Below are 18,302 nucleotides of genomic sequence, written 5' to 3' on the forward strand. Positions count from 1 at the left end.
CCGCCCGCCGGCGCGGGGGCCCCCCCGCGGCCCCCCCCCCCCGGGCGGCGGCGCCCACCCCCCGCCCCCCCCCCCGCCCCGCCCCGCCCCCCCGGGGGGCCCCCCGGGCCGCGGGGGGCCCGCCACGGGGAGCCGGTCAGCGGTCAGCAGTCAACGGTCAGCGGGAGACGGCGGCACCCGGGCGGTCGAGCGCGGCCGCCTGGCCCCGGCCGTCGGCCGGGCCGTAGCCGTGCTCCGCCGCGAGGACCGGGCGCAGCGCCCGGATCGCGTAGAAGTTGCGGGACTTGACCGTCCCCGGCGGCACCCCGAGCCGGGCCGCCGCCTCCACCACCGAGCGGTCCCGCAGGTGCAGTTCGACCAGCACCTCGCGGTGGTGCTTCTGCACCCGGCGCAGGGCCAGCGCGATGTCCCGGGCGACGACCACCTGCTCGTACGGGTCCTCGGCGAGCGGACGGTCCTCCAGCGGCTCGCCGATCACCTCCTTGGCGCGGGCGGCGGCCATCCGGTAGTGGTCGATCGCGATCCGCCGGGCCACCGTGAACAGCCAGGGGCGGCTCTGCTCGGCCCCGGCCGCCAGCGCCTCGGGGTGCTGCCAGGCGCGCAGCAGGGTCTCCTGGAGGATGTCCTCGGCCTTGCCCCGGTCGCCGCCGGTGGCGCGCAGCAGCGCGCGCAGCAGGTAACCGCCGTGCAGCCGGTGGATCTCGGCGAGCGTGTCCGGGTCGAGGGTCGGGCGGGCCGCCTTCGGCGTGCCGGGCGCGGGGGCGGATCCCGTGGTGGCCGACGGGTCCGTGCCGGCCGGCGGGCCGACGGGCGGCTGGGCGACGGACGTGGGCTGGGCGACGGGCTGCTTCGACACGCGCGGCCTCTCAGATCGGGCAAGGGCAGGGCGACACACCGACCGGACTTCCCCGGCGGCTACAAGCAGCAGACTGCCCGCAGCCGCCAAGGCCGCACCAACGATCCGCCAACGCCCCGGCCCCGCACGGCCGGGCCGCAGGCCAGGACTCCGCACGGACACCAGCCAGCCATCTCGCAGCCATCTCCCGGCCGCCCCACGGCCACCAGGCCGCCCCTCAGGCCTCGTTGAGCACGCGCACCAGTTCCTGGACCCCGTCCTCCCCCCGGTGCTCGATCAGCACCGCGACCCAGGTCGCCAGCTGCTCCCGCTCCACCGCCGACCAGGCCGGTGCCGAGGGGTGCTCGTCGACCACCAGCGCCGCCGCCAGCTCCCGCAGCCCCGGTGCGGGCTCCGGCCTCCGCCGCTCGGTCGGCAGCGCCCGCAGGGCGAGCCGCCGGGCGGCGGCGGTCACCTCCTCCGCCGTGCCCTCGGGCACCACCAGCGCGGGCGGCCCGGGCCTGCTCGGTTCCTCCTGCCGTACCAGCGCCGCGACCACCTCGCGCACGTCCGGCCCGTCCGGATCCATCGTTGTCCCTCCCCCATCCCGTCCCACGGGAGTCACGCCGGCTGCTCCTGCATGGCACTCGTTCCGCATCGAGTGCCATCCGAAGACGGTATCTACTGACAGCCGGTCCAGCAGAGGGTTTTCCGGTACGGCCGGGCAGCTGCCGCTCAGCTGCCGCCCGCACACCGGTTCGGCCGGCGACGAGGCGCCCGGCTGGGCCTCCGCGTTTCGGCAACACCGCGGCCACCGGGCGGGCGCCCACCCCGCACCACGACACCGGCCCCGCCCCAGACCGCCGTCGAGGCCGGGCCGCCGCCGGTGGCACCGGTCGCACCGGCCGGAGGACCGGCCGACGACGGCGGACCGGCCGTCGTGACGGCGCGGTTCCTGGTGGCGCGCATGAGCTCCTCCGAGCGTGACGAGGAACGCGAGGTGCGCCCTGTCCCGCTCAACGGACCTTCCACCGGGGGCGGTTCACCGATCCGCAGGGTGACGCGCGTTGAACCGGAACGGGCCCTTCGCCCGTAGTCCCGACTGAACGCACCGACGGTCCGGCCCGGCGCACCGTGAACCAGGAGGTCACCCGATGGCTTTCTCCGACGGCAGCCCCGACGGAGCCGCCGCCACCCCGGAACGGCCCGACTACACACCCGCCGCCTGGCCCGAGCCCGTCCCGCTGTTCCCCCGGCAGCCCCTCGACCCACTCGGCACCGTCCTGATCCCGCCCGCCGAACGGCGGCTGTTCACCCGCACACCGGCGTCTCAGGCGCAGCCGCCCGCACCGCCCGGCGACCCCACCCCCACCGCCCTGCTCGCGGTACCCACGCCGTCCCCGGCCACGGCCCCCGCCGCGCGCCAGGACCGGGCGGCCCACCCGCGCGCCCTGCGACTGCCCTTCGGCGGCGGCACGGAGGCCCGGCGCCGCCGCCTCGTGGAGCGGATCCGGACCCCGCTGCGCAGCTGCCACCGCATCGCCCTCCTGGGCAGGCCCGCCGAGGGCGTCCCGGTCACGCTCGGCGCCCTCCTGGCGCAGCACCGGCCCGACCCGGTGATCGTCCTCGACCTCGCCGACGCCTCCCGCGTCTCGCACGCCGACCGGCGGATCCTCGACCGGAGCGCGGCCGGCCGGCTCGACATCCTCGCCGTCCGCCCGGACACCCCGGGCCCCGCGTTCCGGGACGCCCTGACCGACCTCAGCGGCCGCTACCCGATGATCCTCAGCGACACCACGGCCGCCGCGGACGACGTCCAGCTCACGGCCGTCGAACTCGCCGACCAACTGGTCATCTGCGAACACGCCTCCGCCGACGGCGCCCGCAACGCCTCAGCGCTGATCGACCACCTGACCTTCCGCGGCCACGGCGACCTCGTCCGCGGCGGCACCGTCGTCTTCGTCCCCAGCCCGCCCACCGAGCGCCCCGTCGCCGACCGCCAGCTCCTCGCCCACTTCCGCACCCTCTGCCGCGACGTCGTCCTCCTCCCCGCGCACACCCCGGGCACCCCCGGCCGGCTCCGCCCCCACACCCACCTCGCCTACCTCGAACTCGCCGCCCTCGTCGGCGACGCCCTGGCCATCCGCCACACCGTCTGAGGCCGCACCCCCGCCCGGAGGACGGATGGGCGGCCTCGGGGTACGTGCGTCACGGGACGAACCAGGGGGCGCCCCCGCCCGGAGAGCGGCTACGAGCGCCGGGGCCACCGGGAGCCCGGCGGTCGAGGGCGCGGTGCCCACGCCCGAGGAGCGGCGCGACGGTGCAGCGGGAGGACGGCCGGGCCGACCTCTCACGCCTGGCCGTCCTCCGCCCTCCCCGGGCGCCAGCCGCGAGCACGGGCACGCGGCGTGACGGCGCCGGCGGCGGCAACGAGGGCGATGACGGCCAGTGCGGCCAGGGAGATCACCACGGCCTGGGTGGGGGCGGTGGAGGCGGGTGGAGCGGGGGGCATGGCGAGGGCGGCCGGTGTCGCGGCGGGGGGCGCCTGGTCGGGGACGGAGATCTGGGTGACGGCGGCGACGGGGTCGATGGTGCCGTAGCCGACCTGCGGGTCGGGGGTGGTGACGGTGTGGTAGGCGGTGGTCTCCAGGCGCCGGATCAACTGGTCGGCGGTGAGGTCCGGGTGGCTGCCGAGGGTGAGGGCGGCGGTGGCGGCGACGAAGGCGGCGGCGAAGCTCGGCCCGGCGCCGGTGTAGTTGCCGCCGGCGGACGGGCCGGTGCCGGTGACGGCGTCGCCCGGGGCGGCGAGGTCGACCCGGCCGCCGATCGGGACGGCTCCGGCGCCCGAGGGGAGGGCGCCGCCGGGGGCGAGGTCGCGGACGGCGAGGACCTCGCCGTAGGCGGCCGGATAGGCCGGTCCGGGTTTCCCCGAGCCGGGCTGGACGTCAGGGGCCGCAGGCGCGACGATGACCGCCCCCTTGCTCCGGGCCGCCCGCACCGCCCCGGCGAGCGCGTCGTTGCCGGCCGGCAACGCCGCCCCGACCGCGATGATCCGCACTCCCCGTTCGCTCGCCGCCGTGATCCCCTGGGCGAGCAGGTCCGCCGTCGTGGCACCGCCGTCGTCGGTGACGGAGACGGCGAGGATCCGGGCCCGTGGGGCGAGTCCGGCGAAGCCCGTCCCGTCGCGGCGGTCGGCGGCGATCAGGCCGGCCAGGAAGGTGCCGTGGCCGACGCAGTCACGGGCTGGGTCCCCGCCTCCGGTGAGTTTGGGGGCGTAGTCGAGGCGACCGGCGAGCAGGCCGGTGCCGTCGGTCACGCCGGAGCCCAGGACGGCGACGGTGACGCCGTCACCCTGGCTGAGCGGCCAGACCCGGTCGGGGCGCAGGAAGGTCTGGGGCCAGGGCGTGAGCGACGTGCGCTTGGTGGACGGGGGCAGGCAGCCGGCCGGCTTCCCGGACGCGTCGCGCCGCAGCTGGGTGACGCCCGGGAGGCTGTCGTCGCCGGCGGGGGTGTCGGCCAGGGCCGTGCCCGCCGTCGGCAGCAGCAGTCCGACGGCGAGGAGGGCGACCGCCGTCCTCACGCGAGGCTGCCGATCCGCCCGGCCGGGATGTCCTGGGGCAGCAGCAGGCTGAGTTCGTCCAGGTCCGCCACCTCCAGCCGGGAGAGCCGGCCGGCCTGCCGGGTGATCATCGACTCCAGCACCTGCCGGGCGAAGCGCCCGTTCCCGAAGGACCGGTCACGCGGGACGGCGGCGAAGAGTTCGCCGAGCGCCGCCAGCGTCTCCGGGGTGCAGTTGTACCCGGCGGTCTCCGCCTGGAGGCGGACGATGGTGACGAGTTCGTCGTCCGCGTAGTGGTCGAAGGTGATCTCGCGGGAGAAGCGGGAGGCCAGACCGGGGTTGGAGGAGAGGAAGCCGCGCATCTCCTCCTGGTAGCCGGCCACGATCACCACGACCTCGTCGCGGTGGTCCTCCATCAGCTTCATCAGGGTGTCGACGGCCTCCTGGCCGAAGTCGCCGCCGGTGCCGTTGCGGGGCGTCAGGGTGTAGGCCTCGTCGATGAAGAGCACGCCGCCGCGGGCGCGTTCGAAGGCGTCGCGGGTGAGCTGCGCGGTGTGGCCGATGTAGCGGCCGACGAGGTCGGCGCGGGCGGTCTCGATGAGCTGACCGGCCGGCAGGACGTCGAGTTCTGCGAGGAGTTCGCCGTAGAGCCGGGCGATGGTGGTCTTGCCGGTGCCAGGCGGGCCGGAGAAGACCAGATGGTGGCTGATGGTGGCAGCGGGCAGTCCGGCCTCGACGCGGCGGCGGGTCTGCCGGGTCAGGTTGACCAGGTCCTCGACCTGTTCCTTGGCCGCGGCGAGGCCGACCATGCCGCGCAGCCGGTCGAGCAGGCCGGGCTCCTCGGGCTGGTCGGCTCCGGCGGCGGCGCGGGCGACGGCGGCGGCGGCCTGCTCGCCGACGTCGGCGGGGAGCAGCCGGCTGAGGTCGGCGTTGTCGAAGTCCTCCAGTTCGGCGAGCCGGGAGGCCTGGCGGTCGACCATCTCCTCGAAGACCTTGCGGGCGGCGCGGCCGTTGCCGAAGTCGGCGCCCTTGGGCATCCGGTCGAAGTGGACGGCGAGGGCCTCGCGGGTGCCGTCGGCGAGCTCGTAGCCGTGGCCCCCGGCGGCGTGTTCGACGATGGTGGTGAGTTCGTCGACGCTGTAGTTCTGGAACTCGACGGTGCGGCTGAACCGCGACGCGAGGCCCGGGTTGGAGGCCAGGAAGTCACGGATCTCGTTCTCGTACCCGGCGACGATCACCACCAGGTCCTCGCGGTGGTCCTCCATCAGCTTGACGATGGTGTCGATGGCCTCGCGGCCGAAGTCCGGTCCGGTCCCGCCGGAGCCGGCCGACAGGGTGTACGCCTCGTCGATGAAGAGCACGCCGCCGAGCGCCTCCATGACGACCTCGGTGGTCTTGAGCGCGGTGCCGCCGATGATCGAGGCGACGAGGTCGGCGCGGGCGACCTCGACCAGGTGGCCGCTGCGCAGCACGCCGAGTTCGGCGAGGATGGCGCCGTAGAGCCGGGCGACGGTGGTCTTGCCGGTGCCGGGCGGGCCGGCGAACACCAGGTGGCGGCTCATCGGGAGGGAGGGCAGCCCGGCCTGCTCGCGGCGCCGGGCCAGCTTGTTGAGGTTGACCAGGGTGGCGACCTGCTCCTTGACGCCCTCCAGCCCGACCAGGGTCTGCAGGACGGCCTGCGGGCCCTGCGGCCCGGGAGCGGCGGGGGCCTCCTGCGGAGTGCCGTCGGCGGACTCGCCCTCGTCCCCGGCGGCGGTCGCCGCGGCGGTGACCGTGCCGTGCGCGTCGGGCGAGCGGTTGTCCCGGCTGTCGAGGTTCTCGACGGCGAGCCGGTCGGTGGGCTCGCTCTGCCGCAGCCCGGCGCCCTGGTTCTCGGCGGTGACGCAGTCGGTGAGCCGGACGGGTTCGGCGGACTCCGAGCGCAGGCCGTCCACGGTGTTGTCGGTCAGCTGGCAGCCGGTGAGGGTGGCGCGGGCGCCGGGCAGCAGGTGGAGCCCGTGGCGGCGGTTGGCCCGCAGCCTGGTCCTGGTCGCGGTGAGTTCGCCGCCGTGTTCGACGCTCGCGCCGTCGAACGCGTTGTCGGCGGACTCGACGTCGCGCAGGGTGGCGATGCCCTCGGCGCCGATCGAGATGCCGCAGGCCTTGCTGCCGCGCACGAGGCTGCCGCCGAGGTAGGTGTTGGCGCCGTCGGCGATCCGGATGCCGTTCTTGCCCGCGTCCAGCACGGTGGCGTCCTCGATCCGGCCGCGCCCGTCCCGCGCCACCTCGACGCCGTGGCCACCGGCGTCGGTGACGGTGATGCGGCGCAGCAGCGGGTTGGCGCCGTCACGGATGACGATGCCGGCGCCGGCCGCGTCGCGCACCTCCAGGCGGTCGAACTCCGCGGCGCTCTCCCCGGTGAGGTCGACGCCGTCGGTCTCGCTGTCGCGCACCACGGCCCGCACCAGGCTGGGGCTGGCCGATTCGTCGACGTGGATGCCGGCCTGCGCGGCGGCGGTGACCTCGCAGTCCTCGAAGGTGCCGCGGGCACGGCCGGCGATGTGCAGGCCGTGGCCCTGGCTGCGGACGGCGCGGCAGCGGCGCAGCAGGGGGTCCGTGCCGTTGGTGAGGACGTAGCCGTGGCCGCGCACGGCGGTGACGGTGCAGTCCTCCAGCACCACCCGCGCGGTGGAGCCGAGGAAGACGCCGACCGCGCTGTCGCGGACCTCGGTCCGCAGCAGGCGGGTGGTGCTCTGCTCCTCCAGGGCCACGGCGGGTTTGTCGGTGGCGGAGATCTCGCAGTCCTCGATGACTCCGCGCGCCTCCCCGTTGGCGCAGATGCCGTTGCCGCGCGCGTCACGCAGGACGCAGCGCCGCACGGTGGGGTTGGCCCGTTCGCCGATCACCAGGGCGGAGGTGCCGAGGTGTTCGATGACGCTGTCCTCGATGACGCTGGCGCCGGTGGAGGTCTCGACCAGCCCGGCGCCGGCGGTGTTGACCACCCGGCAGCCGCGCATGGCCAGTTCGCCCTGCTGGCGGGTGAGGACGGCCGTCCAGGCGTTGCCGATCACCTCGCAGTCCTGTAGCGCGAGCTGGCCGCGCGGGACGTCGACGGCGGGCAGGTCGTCGTCCTGCCCCTGGATCACCAGGCCGGTCAGCTGGACGGCCTCGGCCAGGACCTGGACCACCGAGCCACGGCGCGGACTGATCCGCACACTGCCCCGGACGTCCTCGGCGGTGATGGTCACCACCTTGGTGAGCACCAGGTTCTCCTCGTACCGGCCGGGGCGTACGGAGATCACCGCGCCGCTGCGGGCTGCCTGGAGGGCCTCGCCGATCGTACGGTAGGAGCCGCGTTCCCGCTGCTCCGCGCAGACCGTCAGCACCGGGCGCGACATGCCTGGGGGTTCCCTTCGTCGTGGGGCGTTCGTTCGTGACCTGCTCGGAGGATGAGGGTCAGGTCAGGGTGTGCAGGTGACGCGCATGGCGCTGGCGGCGTGGTGGGCGTAGGTCTTGTTACCGCCGACCCAGTCCTGGCCGCGGGTGTGCAGGGTGACGGACAGCGAGCCGCGGTACTGGAAGGTGCCCTCGCCGACCCAACGGCCCTGGTTGGAGGTCTGGTTGATCTTGAAGTCGCTCGACCCGCTGCCGCTCTGCACGGTGTAGTAGGTCGGGTTCCCGCCGACCTTCTTCACGTCCCCGCTGGCCGGGATGTAGACGTCCAGGGTGCAGCTGGTGACCTTGTCCACGGTGAAGGTCCACACCACCGAGTTCTTGTCGTCCGAGCCGTCCCCGGACATCGGCACCGAGGTGTACGTCCCGTTGCAGCCGTCGCCGCTGTAGCCGCCGGAGTTGCTCCGCCAGCCGGAGTCGCCCTGGTCGAACCAGCCCTTCTGGCTGTACACGCCGCTCTTGTTGCCGCAGTACGGGCCGGTGACCACGACGGTGGGCGCGGCCTTCTGCGGGGGCGGCGGCGCGGGCTGCTGGGAAGCCGGCGGCGGCGCGGGGTTCTGCGGGGCCGGCTGCTGCGGCGCGGGGTTCTGCGGGGCGGGGTTGGCGGCGCCACCGGCCGCGCTCCCCGCCGCGCCACCTGCGGCGGCAGCGGCGGCGCCACCGGAACCGGAACCCGAGCCGGAACCCGAGCCGGAGCCGGAGCCGCCCTGGGCGCGACCTGGAGCGGTGGTCGAACTCGCGTTTCCACCACCGGAGTTAGCGGCTCCGCCGGATCGAGCGGCAGTGCCTCCCGCGCCTCCGCTGCTTCCGGTGCCGTTCGGGGCCGAGGCCGGCTGGTCGCCCGGGGCGGGCGTGCCCGTGCCGGCGTCCGCGGCCGGGACCACCGCGTCGGGCTGACCGGGGGCAGGGGTGCCGCCGGAGCCGCTGGTACCACCGTGCTCGTCGAAGTTCGGGACGAAGCCGTTGCCGCCGTCCCCACCACTCTGCCCGTAGCCGGGCGGGGCGTCCGCCTGGGCCGGGCCGCCCTTGTGCTCGTTGCCGCCGAGCTGGGTCACCACCACGGAAGTGCCCACCAGCACCAGGCCGACGGCGACGGCCGCCGCGATCATCGGGCGGGAGACCCGGCCCGGCCGGGGGCCCTGGTCGGTGCCGGTGTCGGTGGAGGGCTCGGCGACGCTCGCGGCGGCCACCGCCTCGGGCGTCCCGGCGGCGGTGGGTGCTGCGGTGGCGGGTGCTGCGGTCGTCGTGGCCGTGGCCGGTGCGGGCACGGGCGGGACGGCGGGAGGTGCAGCCGGCTGCTCGCGCTCCGGCTGCGCGGGCAGCACCGCGGTCGCGGCGCCGGAACCCGCCTCCGCCGCTTCACCCTTCGCCGAGGCGGTTCCCTCCGAGGCGGCCGCCGCCGACGCACCCTCCGGCGGCTCGACCTCCGCCGCCAGGGCCCAGTTCACCTCCGGGAGCTGGAACCCGGCGCCCGTCCGCCCCGCCTCGCCGCGCTTCTCCTCGGCCACCATGCATCCCCTGCACTCGACGACACTCCTGTGGGGAGGTACGGACGGAGTGGCCGAACCGGTTCAGCCGCTACGAGCCGACCGTCCAGACCGGCTCCTCGTCGGAGTCCGGCGGGGTCAGGACGAAGGACACCGCCCGCTCCAGCACCGCCGCGTCCGGCGCCGCCCACGGACCGTCGCCCTGCGCGCGGACGTGAGCGAGCAGCTCCGGGTCGGGCGCCAGCCCGTACTCCTCCAGGTAGTACGTCACGGTGTCGGTCCAGATCCAGGACCCGTCGGTACGGAAGCCCATCGGGACGATGGAGCGCCGCTGCCGGTCCACCACGTCGTCCATCAGCATCGGCGTCAGCAGCACGGGCGCGCCCGCGCGCAGGTAGCCGACGAGTGCCTCGCGCTCCGCGCGCTCCTCGATCCTCGGCCGGTCCGGCCCAAAGCCCGGCCCCGTCACCGGGTCCACGGCGTCGAACACCGACGCCAACCGGAAGTCGTCCCGCATCGTCCCGCTCGTCCCGCTCATCCCGCACTCCTCCCGCCGGTTCGCCCCTACGCTTCGTCCGACGGACGGAAGGCCGCCCCGGGTTCATCGCGGTGCCGGTCCGTCGGCCGACGGCCCGACCGGCCGGGTCGGGGCCAGGGCCCACCACCGGCCGGGGAGAGTGGGAGGGGCGCCGGTGCCGCGCCTCGGACCAGGTGATCCGCGCCACGACGCGGCCGCCCGGCCCCCACAGGACGTCACCGTCCGGCCGCGCCGCCGAGGTCCAGGAGGTAGCGGGCCGGGTCGGCGGGGCGGATCCGGTCGGCGGGAGCGACGGCGTCGCGCCGGGCCAGCCAACTGCGCAGGCGGTCGGGGCGCGGGCGGACGCCGCCGATCTCGTGGAGCAGCACGCGGGCCGGACGCCCGGTCGTCTCGTCCGGCAGGTCGACGTCCACCACCTCGAACTCCGTCCCCGGGGCGAAGATCACGGTCGGCTGGTCGCCCGGCTCGCCGAAGACCGAGCTGCGGCGGCCACCGACGGACCAGATGGCGAACTCCACCCCGACGTCCTCGCCGAAGTCCGCGCCCGGCGCCGCCAGGCCGCTGACCGGGGCCCGCTCGGTGACCACGGTTCCCGGGGTGTAGGCGGCCAGGTCGGCCGACTCGACCGGGCCCGCCACCAGCACGCCTCCGTAGTGGCTGGGCAGCCGCCGGAGCCCGGCCGCGAGGCAGCGCAGGTACGGGCCGAACGGGCCCGGGGCGCCCGACCGCGCCGCGGCGCGGAGCTCGGCACGCTCGGCGAGGACGGTCGAGTCGGTGTGGTGGAGCAGCACGGCGACCAGTTCGGGCCGCGGATCGCCCTCGTCGGCCCGGGCCCGCAGGCCGGGCAGGCGGGTCGCGACGTCCTCGGCCCGCCGGACGAAGCGCTGGTAGGCGGGCCCGAGGAGGGTGACCAGGGCCGCGCGGTCCTCGGCGGGGGTGGAGAGCTCGACCAGGTCCGACAAGGGGGCGGTCGACTGCGCCTGAGCTTGCTCGGGGACCTGCTCGGGGGCAGGCCCCGGGGCCTGCACTGGCGTGGAGCCGGCCGCAGGCTCGGGCGTCGAGTGTGCCCCGGCCTGGCCCGCCATGGTTCCCGGCGGCTCCGTGGACTCGGCGGCCTCCGTGGACACGGCCAGCTCAGGGTCGAGTGCCGGGGCAGGGGTCGGCACCTCCTCCGCTACGGGGATGCTCTCCTCCGAAGCGGCTGCCGGCGCGGGCCCGGGGCCGGCCTCCCCGTCGGGCGGCGTCCGGTCTCCTCCCCCGGGTGCGACGCTCGCCCCCGGCTCCACGGCCGGGCCGGGGCCGGCGTCCGGGGCCACCGTCGTGCCGGTGTCGCCCACCGCGGCCGCAGTCGGCCCGGGGGCGGGCTCGGGGGTGGGAGGGGAAGCGGGGCGTTCCCCGGGCTCTCCTCCGAAGACCCCCATCGTGGCCATAGGGACCGGTACGGCCACCGGATCCGTCTCGATCCCGCTCTCCGTCCCAATCCCGGCTTCGGACTCCGTCCTGGTCTCGGTCTCCGTCCCGGTCCCAGCCTCCGTCTCGATCTCGAACACCGGACCGGTCGCGGCCACCGGCTCCGGCGCCCCGGGCTCGGTCGACACCGGTAGCGGCGCCGGGTCCGCCTCCGCCGACGCTCCGAGCTCCACCGACGCGGGCTCAGGTACAGCTACGGGCCCCGCCGCAAGCGCGGGCGCCGCCTCCGGGCCGGGCGCCGCCACGGCAGCCGAAGCAGCGGCGGGTCCGACCCAGTCGAGCCCGTACAGCCGGGCGCAGAAACGCCCGACCGCCCCGGACTCGACGTCCAGCGTCCCCTCGACGGCGAGGGCGAGGCGCGCGGGCGCCGGCGGGAGCGAGCCGAGCACGGCCCCGAGGTGGTCCCAGAGTGTCTCGGGGACGGGGCGTCCCGGGGACCCGACGACCAGCGCGGGGCCGGCCGGGTCGGGCCTCCGAAGGCGGGGGCCGCGGTCCGCGGTGGCGGCCGGGCGGAGCCAGAGTCCGGCCGCGACGGCTTCCAGTTCCCAGCCGGGGAAGGCCGGGTAGCGCGCGGGCCCGGGGGCGGCGGGCAGGTCGGGCCGGCTGCGCCAGCCGACGGCCGTGACGGTGCGGTCGGTCGGGCAGGCGACCAGTTCGGTGAGGTAGGGCTCCCACCCTTCGGTGCCGTCCGCGGCGAGGTGGACGTGGCGCAGCCCGGCCGCGCCCCGTACCGGCAGGCCGACGGCCGCCCGGACCTCGCGCCCCAGCGAGGCCGCCGCGACCGCCGCGAGTTCGATGAGCTCGACCGGCGCGGCCCACGGCGCGCTCAGGGTGAGGCGCGCGTCCTCCGCGACCGTCCCGAGCAGCAGCGCGGCGGCGTTGGCGAGTTGGGCCCCGGTGGGCAGCCGCCCGGCCGGTTCGCCGAGGACGAGCAGCAGTCCGCCGTCGGTCGCGGCCGCGTGGTCCAGCGCGGCGGGCCGCGCCCGGCCCGCGATTTCGGTGACCCAGTACGCATCGCGCGTCAGCGGGGTGATGGCGGCCGCGGCGGGCCACCGCGCGCCGAGCGGTTCGGCCCGGAGCTGGGCGCCGCCCGGCGGGCAGCGCCACCAGGAGCCGTCCGGGGCCGACAGCGTTCCGTCCGGCTCGATGCTGACCATCGCGTCGGGCGCCACGATCGTCAGCCCGGAGCGGGCGGCGAGCAGTTCGGCGGGCCGCCGTCCGTCCGGCCCGATCGCGGCGAGTCCCGAGGCGGCGAGCACCAGCACGTCGGCGCCGCGCTCACCCGCCGCCCGTACGAGGTCGTCGAGCGAGGCGAGCAGGACGGGCGCGGCGTCCGCGGCGGCGGCCAGCAGCAGCAGCGCGCCGGGTTCGGCCCCGACGGGCGCGAGGGCTTCGGCCAGTCCGGCGGCCTCCGCGCCGGGCGGCGCGATGACGTAGTGCGGGCCGAGCGCCCGCAGCGTGGAGGCGGTCACCGGCCGGCCTCCGGTTCGTCCGCCACGTGCCCGGTCTGCACCTGGACGGTGCGTCGCCGGGTGATGTAGAGGCCGCGCCCGGCGGGGAACTGCCGGGGCTTGACGTTGCCGAACAGGTACCCCTCCGAGGGCGGGCAGGAGAGCAGCAGGGAAGGCGAGTTGACCTCCTGGAGCTTGCGCATCAGCGGGTCGCCGAGAGCTCGCCCGACGCCGTTGGCGCCGCGCGCGACGACCAGGTGGAGGCCGATCTCGGCGCCCTGGGAGAGGTCTTCGAGCAGGGCCGCGAAGGGGTGGGCGCCGCTGGTGGAGCCGACGAGGTCGTAGTCGTCGACGAGGATGAACAGTTCGGGCCCGGTCCACCAGTCGCGCAGCCTGAGCCGGGCGGGGGTGATGTCCGCGGGCGGGATGCGGTTCTTCATGGCGCGCGAGGCGCCGTCGACGATCTGGCGGAGCTTGTCGACGGCCACCGCGTAGCCGAGCTGGTACTCCTGGGGCACCGCGTCGAACAGGCCGCGCCGGTAGTCGACCAGCATGATCCGCGCCTCGGCGGGGGTGTAGGCGGAGGTGATGGCGTTGATCATGAGCCGCAGCAGGTTGGTCTTGCCGGATTCGCTGTCGCCGACGACCAGCAGGTGCGGGTTCTCCTCGAAGTCGTGCCACAGCGGCGAGACCTCGGTGTCCTCCAGACCGATCGGGACGCGCAGCCGGCCCTCGGGGGCGGGGAGCCCGGCGGCGTCGAGGGTGAGCGGGAGCATCCTGACCTCGGGGGCCCGTGGGCCGGTCCAGTGGGCGGCGACGGCGTCGACCAGGTCGGCCACTCCGTCGCCGAGGTCGTCGGTGTCGCCGGAGCCGTCGATCCGGGGCAGGGCGGTGAGGAAGTGCAGCTGCTCGTCGGTGAGGCCGCGGCCGGGCAGCTTGGGGACCTTGGCGGCCGCGCGCATGTTGATGACGGAGTCGACGGAGTCGCCGAGCCGCAGTTCGAAGCGGGTCTGCAACTGGTCGCGCAGGCCGCCGCTGATCTCGCCCCAGCGGGTGGTGGCGATGACCAGGTGGACGCCGTAGTTGAGGCCGCGCTGGGAGATCAGGGTGAGCGGCTGGACGAGGTCGCCGAACTCCTGGCGCAGGGTGTTCCAGCCGTCGATGACGAGGAAGACGTCGCCGTGCGGGTCGTCGGGCAGTTCCCCGGCGGCCTTGCGGCGGCGGAAGGACGCGATGGAGTCGATGCCGAGTTCGGCGAAGTACTGCTCGCGGCGGGTGATGATGCCGTTGACCTCGGCGACGGTGCGCAGCACCCGTTCGCCGTCGTGCCGGCCGGTGACGCCGCCGAGGTGCGGCAGTCCGCGCAGGGCGGAGAGCGTGCCACCGCCGAAGTCCAGGCAGTAGAACTGGACTTCGCGCGGGGTGTGGGTGAGGGCGAGGCCGGTGATCAGGGTGCGCAGCATGGTGCTCTTGCCGCTCTGCGGGGCGCCGGCGATGCCGACGTGCCCGCCGGCGCCGGCCAGGTCGGCGGTGAGCAGGTCGCGCAGTTGCTGGAAAGGGCGGTCGACGATGCCGACCGGCAGGCCGAGCGAGCCGTGGGAGCGCTCGTCCTCGGTGGTGAGGCCGCGTTCGGGGTGCGGGACGAGCGGCGGCAGCAGTTCGTCGAGGGTGGGCGGGACGTCCAGGGGCGGCAGCCAGACCCGGTGGGCGGGCGGTCCGGCGTCGCGCAGCCGGCCGGCGGCGACCTCCAGCAGCGAACCGTCGGACGCCTGCTCCTCCTCGGGCTCGGCCGCGGTCGCCGGGAGGTGACGCGGCAGCACGTAGTCGGTGCCGTAGGCGACGACCTGCCCGGCGAGGGCGGCCTGCTGGGAGGCCCGGCGCTTGGGCCGGTACGGCCCGGAGACGTAGGCGGCCTTGAACCGGGTGAGGGTGGAGATGTCGCTGCGCAGGAAGCCGTTGCCGGGCTGGGAGGGCAGCTGGTAGGCGTCGGGGACGCCGAGGACGCCGCGGCTCTCCATCGCGGAGAAGGTGCGCAGGCCGATCCGGTAGGACAGGTGGGACTCCAGCGCGCTCATCCGACCCTCGTCGAGGCGCTGGGAGGCGAGCAGCAGGTGGACGCCGAGCGAGCGGCCGAGCCGGCCGATCATCACGAAGAGTTCCATGAAGTCCCGGTGCGCGGACAGCAGTTCGCTGAACTCGTCGACGACGACGAAGAGCGTGGGCATCGGGCGCAGCGCGGCGCCGCCGGCGCGCGCCGTCTCGTAGTCCAGCAGCGAGGCGTAGCCGGCCTCGCGCAGCAGCTCCTGGCGGCGGATGAGTTCGCCGTGCAGGGCGTCGCGCATGCGGTCGACCAGCGCGGCCTCGTCGGCCAGGTTGGTGATCACGGCGGAGGTGTGCGGCAGGCCGTCCAGGCCGAGGAAGGTCGCGCCGCCCTTGAAGTCGACCAGGACGAAGTTGAGCACCTCGGAGGAGTGGGTGACGGCGAGCGCCATCACCAGGGTGCGCAGCAGTTCGGACTTGCCGGAGCCGGTGGCGCCGATCAGCATGCCGTGCGGGCCCATGCCGCCCTGCGCGGACTCCTTCAGGTCGAGGTCGACCGGGCGGCCGTCCGGGCCGAGCCCGAGCGGGACGCGCAGCCGCTGCGCGATGCCGCGCTGGCCCCAGAGCGCCTCGACGTCCAGGGTGTTCAGGTCGGGGATGCCGAGCAGGGCGGTCAGGTCGAAGTCCGTGGCGAGCGGCTCGGCGACGTCCACGCCGTCGGCGATGCGGTAGCGGGCGAGCAGCGCGGCGAGGCGGGTCGCGGCGGGCACGGCGAGCGCGTCGGGGCGGCCGAGGTCGGTGACGACGTCCTTGCGGTTGCGGTCGGCGCCGATCATGGCGAGCCGTCCGTCGTCGATCCGCAGCCGCAGGGTGGTGCGGGCGGCGCGCCACTCCAGGCTGTCGGACAGGTCGATCAGGACGGCGTTGCGGTAGCCGGTGAGCGCGGCGCGGCTGCCGGTGTGGGCGCCGGGGCCGTCGAGCACCAGGACGGTGAAGGGCTCGTCCCGGTTGGGCACGGCGTCCGGTTCGAAGCCCGGGCGGCTGGTGAACTCCTCGCCCAGCAGCTGCTCGACCTCGCCGAGGCTGCCGGCGACCAGCCGGACCGGGCCGGCGCCGTCGGTGTCGGTCGGGTGCAGGGCGTGCGGCAGCCACTTGGCCCAGTCCCAGGAGGTGCGCCGCTCGGCGTCGGTGACGACGGCGATGCGCAGTTCGTCCGGGCCGTGCACGACGGCGAGCTGGGCGAGCACGGCGCGCACCAGGGCGCGGGCGGCCTCCGGGTCCTCGGCCCGCAGCAGCAGTTGGGCGAAGCCGCGCAGGTGGATCGCCATCGGCTGGTCGGCGACGGTGCCGTAGGCGTGGATGAAGCGGCGCAGCGCGTGCGCGCACAGCGGCTCCAGGTCCTCGACCGGCTTGGTGGCCAGCGGGGCGAGCGGGGTGGCCAGGCGCTGGGCGCCGACCGCGATCCGGACGTCGCTGAAGTCCGGGTGGGCGGCCCGCCGCTCCCACAGCCGGGTGGTGCCCACCAGTGACCACAGCTCGTCCGGGGCCGGGTGCCGCCAGGCGAGCGCCTGCCGTTGGGCGTCGACCGAACGCCGCACCTGGCGGCGCACCTGGGAGAGGTAGCGCAGGTAGTCGCGGCGCTCGCCGCGCAACTGCTGCTTGCGGTCGCTGGAGCCGCGGATCAGCTGGGTGACCAGCATGCCGACGGCGGACAGCGCCATCATCCCCATCGCGAGGTAGCTGAGCGCGCCACCGCCGCCCTCGCCGCCGCCCGGGTGCAGGAACATGAAGACCATCGACAGCGAGCCGAGCGCCATCGGGGCCATGCTGATCACGCTCGCCATGCCGCTCTGCTTCTCCGGCAGACCCGGCGGCTCCTGCAACTGGATCTCGCCGTCCGGCATCTCGGGCCCCGGGCGCCGGGGCGTCCGGGTGACCAGCACAACGCTCACTCAGGGCTCCTCACTGTGACGGGCTCCTCACTGCGACAGCCGTCCCTCTGGCTCACGGACGGCGTGGCACCCGGGGTTCAACCGCGGTTGAACGCGGCGCGCCGAGCCGCCCGTTCAACCGAGCGGAGAACACCACCGAGCCGGAGGACTGGCGTGAGCAGCAGTGTCGTCGCAGGACTGTGCCGATTGAGGTTCCACGCGCCGGAGGTGGTCTTCGAGCTGGCCGTCCCGGCCGACGTACCGCTCGGCGACCTGCTTCCCGCCATCCTCGGCCACGCGGGCCCGGACCTCGCCGAGACCGGGCTGGAGCACGGCGGCTGGGTGCTGCAACGGCTCGGCGAGGATCCGCTCGACGAGGAGCAGAGCACCGAGGCGCTGAAGCTGCACGACGGCGACGCGGTCCACCTGCGCCCGCGCCACCAGGCCCTGCCGCCGGTCCACTTCGACGACCTGGTCGACGGCGTGGCCTCCGGCATGAACGAGCGCGGCGACACCTGGCGCCCCGCCCTCACCCGCCGCCTCGCTCTCGCCGTCACCCTCACGGCCCTCGCCGCCGCCTGGGTGCTGCTCGCCCTGCCCGGCCCCGCCGGCCCGCGCCAGGCCGCCGCGGCGGCCGTCGCGGCCCTGCTGCTGCTCGGCGCCGCCAGCGCCTCCCGGGCCATGGCCGACGCCGGCGCGGGCGCCGCGCTCGGCGCCGCCGCCGTCCCGTACCTGGGCCTCGCCGCCCTGCTGCTGCCCAGCGGCCCGGGCGGGGACGACCTGCTCGGCGCCCGGGTGCTGGCGGCCGCCTCCGCCGGGGCCGGCGCGGCGGTGCTGGCCCTGGCGGCGGTGGGCGGGGCCGCCCCGCTCTTCCTCGGGGTGGTGCTGGTCGCGGTGCTCGGGGTGCTGGCGGGGGTGCTGGTGCTGGCGGGGCTGACGCTCGGCAAGCTGGTCGCCGTGGTCGCGGTGGTGGCCGTCCTGATCGGCGCCTTCGTGCCGTCGTTCGCCTTCCGGCTCTCCGGTCTGCGGCTGCCGATGCTCCCGCGCAACGCCGAGGAACTGCAGGAGAACATCGAGCCCGTCCCGGCCGCCGCCGTACTGCCGCGCGCCCTGATCGCCGATGACTACCTGATGGCCCTCTACACGGCGATCGGCGCCGTCTGCGCGGCCTGCCTGACCGTCCTCGCCTTCACCGACGGCTGGGCCGGCCCGGCCGAGGCCGCGGCACTCAGCCTGCTGCTCCTGCTGCACGGCCGGGCCGTCGGCAGCATCCGCCAGCGGCTGAGCATCCTGCTGCCCGGGGTCTACGGCGGCCTGGTGCTGGTCTCCCGGGCGGCGCACACGGCCTCGCCCGCCGAGCGGCTCGGCCTGCTGGGCGGCCTGCTGGCGGTGGCCGTCGCCCTGCTGGTCGTCGCCTGGACGGTCCCCGGCCGGCGCCTGCTCCCCTACTGGGGCCGGATCGCCGACATCCTGCACACCCTCAGCGCCCTCTCCCTGCTTCCGCTCGCCCTCCAGGCCTGCGGCGTCTACCACACCCTGCGGGGCCTCGGCGGCTGAGC

At 75.8% G+C, this 18,302-nt stretch carries 10 protein-coding genes; 2 read left to right on the plus strand and 8 right to left on the minus strand.

Going from position 1 to position 18,302, the window contains the following annotated elements:
• Positions 1–157 precede the first annotated feature (157 nt).
• Positions 158–856 carry a sigma-70 family RNA polymerase sigma factor gene (locus tag ACIOGZ_RS06175; RefSeq protein ID WP_350879510.1) on the minus strand — a complete coding sequence of 233 codons (699 nt, stop codon included), beginning with the start codon at positions 854–856 and terminating at the stop codon, positions 158–160.
• Positions 857–1,073: 217 nt separating this feature from the next.
• Complete coding sequence (locus ACIOGZ_RS06180; RefSeq protein WP_363588546.1) at positions 1,074–1,424, minus strand: hypothetical protein; 351 nt, start codon at positions 1,422–1,424, stop codon at positions 1,074–1,076.
• Between the two features lie 565 nt (positions 1,425–1,989).
• Between ACIOGZ_RS06180 and ACIOGZ_RS06185 the strand changes: the two genes are divergently transcribed.
• On the plus strand, positions 1,990–2,994 hold the full coding sequence (locus tag ACIOGZ_RS06185; protein WP_363631978.1) for a hypothetical protein: 1,005 nt from the start codon (positions 1,990–1,992) through the stop codon (positions 2,992–2,994).
• Between the two features lie 191 nt (positions 2,995–3,185).
• Here the strand turns inward: ACIOGZ_RS06185 and ACIOGZ_RS06190 are convergent, their stop codons facing one another.
• The 6 genes from ACIOGZ_RS06190 to eccCa form a co-directional block, all read right to left on the minus strand.
• Positions 3,186–4,415, minus strand: coding sequence for a S8 family serine peptidase (locus ACIOGZ_RS06190; protein ID WP_400985053.1), 1,230 nt, complete (start codon positions 4,413–4,415; stop codon positions 3,186–3,188).
• Positions 4,412–7,771 (minus strand): right-handed parallel beta-helix repeat-containing protein, encoded by a 3,360-nt coding sequence (locus tag ACIOGZ_RS06195; protein ID WP_400985055.1) that lies wholly within the window; start codon positions 7,769–7,771, stop codon positions 4,412–4,414. Before ACIOGZ_RS06195 ends, ACIOGZ_RS06190 begins: the two co-directional genes overlap by 4 nt.
• A gap of 63 nt (positions 7,772–7,834) precedes the next feature.
• On the minus strand, positions 7,835–9,337 hold the full coding sequence (locus ACIOGZ_RS06200) for a hypothetical protein (protein ID WP_363588554.1): 1,503 nt from the start codon (positions 9,335–9,337) through the stop codon (positions 7,835–7,837).
• A gap of 67 nt (positions 9,338–9,404) precedes the next feature.
• Positions 9,405–9,851 (minus strand): hypothetical protein, encoded by a 447-nt coding sequence (locus ACIOGZ_RS06205; RefSeq protein WP_363588556.1) that lies wholly within the window; start codon positions 9,849–9,851, stop codon positions 9,405–9,407.
• Positions 9,852–10,066: 215 nt separating this feature from the next.
• Positions 10,067–12,793 (minus strand): hypothetical protein, encoded by a 2,727-nt coding sequence (locus tag ACIOGZ_RS06210; RefSeq protein WP_363588558.1) that lies wholly within the window; start codon positions 12,791–12,793, stop codon positions 10,067–10,069.
• A complete protein-coding gene (gene eccCa, locus ACIOGZ_RS06215; RefSeq protein WP_363588564.1) occupies positions 12,790–16,716 on the minus strand; it encodes a type VII secretion protein EccCa in 3,927 nt (1,308 codons plus the stop codon). The genes ACIOGZ_RS06210 and eccCa overlap by 4 nt, the downstream gene beginning before the upstream one ends.
• A gap of 234 nt (positions 16,717–16,950) precedes the next feature.
• Between eccCa and eccD the strand changes: the two genes are divergently transcribed.
• On the plus strand, positions 16,951–18,300 hold the full coding sequence (gene eccD / locus ACIOGZ_RS06220; RefSeq protein ID WP_363588560.1) for a type VII secretion integral membrane protein EccD: 1,350 nt from the start codon (positions 16,951–16,953) through the stop codon (positions 18,298–18,300).
• The last annotated feature ends 2 nt before the right edge of the window (positions 18,301–18,302 follow it).

The sequence above is a fragment of the Kitasatospora sp. NPDC088160 genome, from assembly GCF_044741445.1.
Classification (GTDB): Bacteria; Actinomycetota; Actinomycetes; order Streptomycetales; family Streptomycetaceae; genus Kitasatospora.

What these genes read in the sequence shown, in the direction of transcription:
- ACIOGZ_RS06180 (WP_363588546.1), bottom strand. Translation starts at nt 1,424, where the DNA reads ATGGATCCGGACGGGCCGGACGTGCGCGAGGTGGTCGCGGCGCTGGTA.
- ACIOGZ_RS06185 (WP_363631978.1), top strand. Translation starts at nt 1,990, where the DNA reads ATGGCTTTCTCCGACGGCAGCCCCGACGGAGCCGCCGCCACCCCGGAA.
- ACIOGZ_RS06195 (WP_400985055.1), bottom strand. Translation starts at nt 7,771, where the DNA reads ATGTCGCGCCCGGTGCTGACGGTCTGCGCGGAGCAGCGGGAACGCGGC.
- ACIOGZ_RS06200 (WP_363588554.1), bottom strand. Translation starts at nt 9,337, where the DNA reads ATGGTGGCCGAGGAGAAGCGCGGCGAGGCGGGGCGGACGGGCGCCGGG.
- ACIOGZ_RS06205 (WP_363588556.1), bottom strand. Translation starts at nt 9,851, where the DNA reads ATGAGCGGGACGAGCGGGACGATGCGGGACGACTTCCGGTTGGCGTCG.
- eccCa (WP_363588564.1), bottom strand. Translation starts at nt 16,716, where the DNA reads ATGCCGGACGGCGAGATCCAGTTGCAGGAGCCGCCGGGTCTGCCGGAG.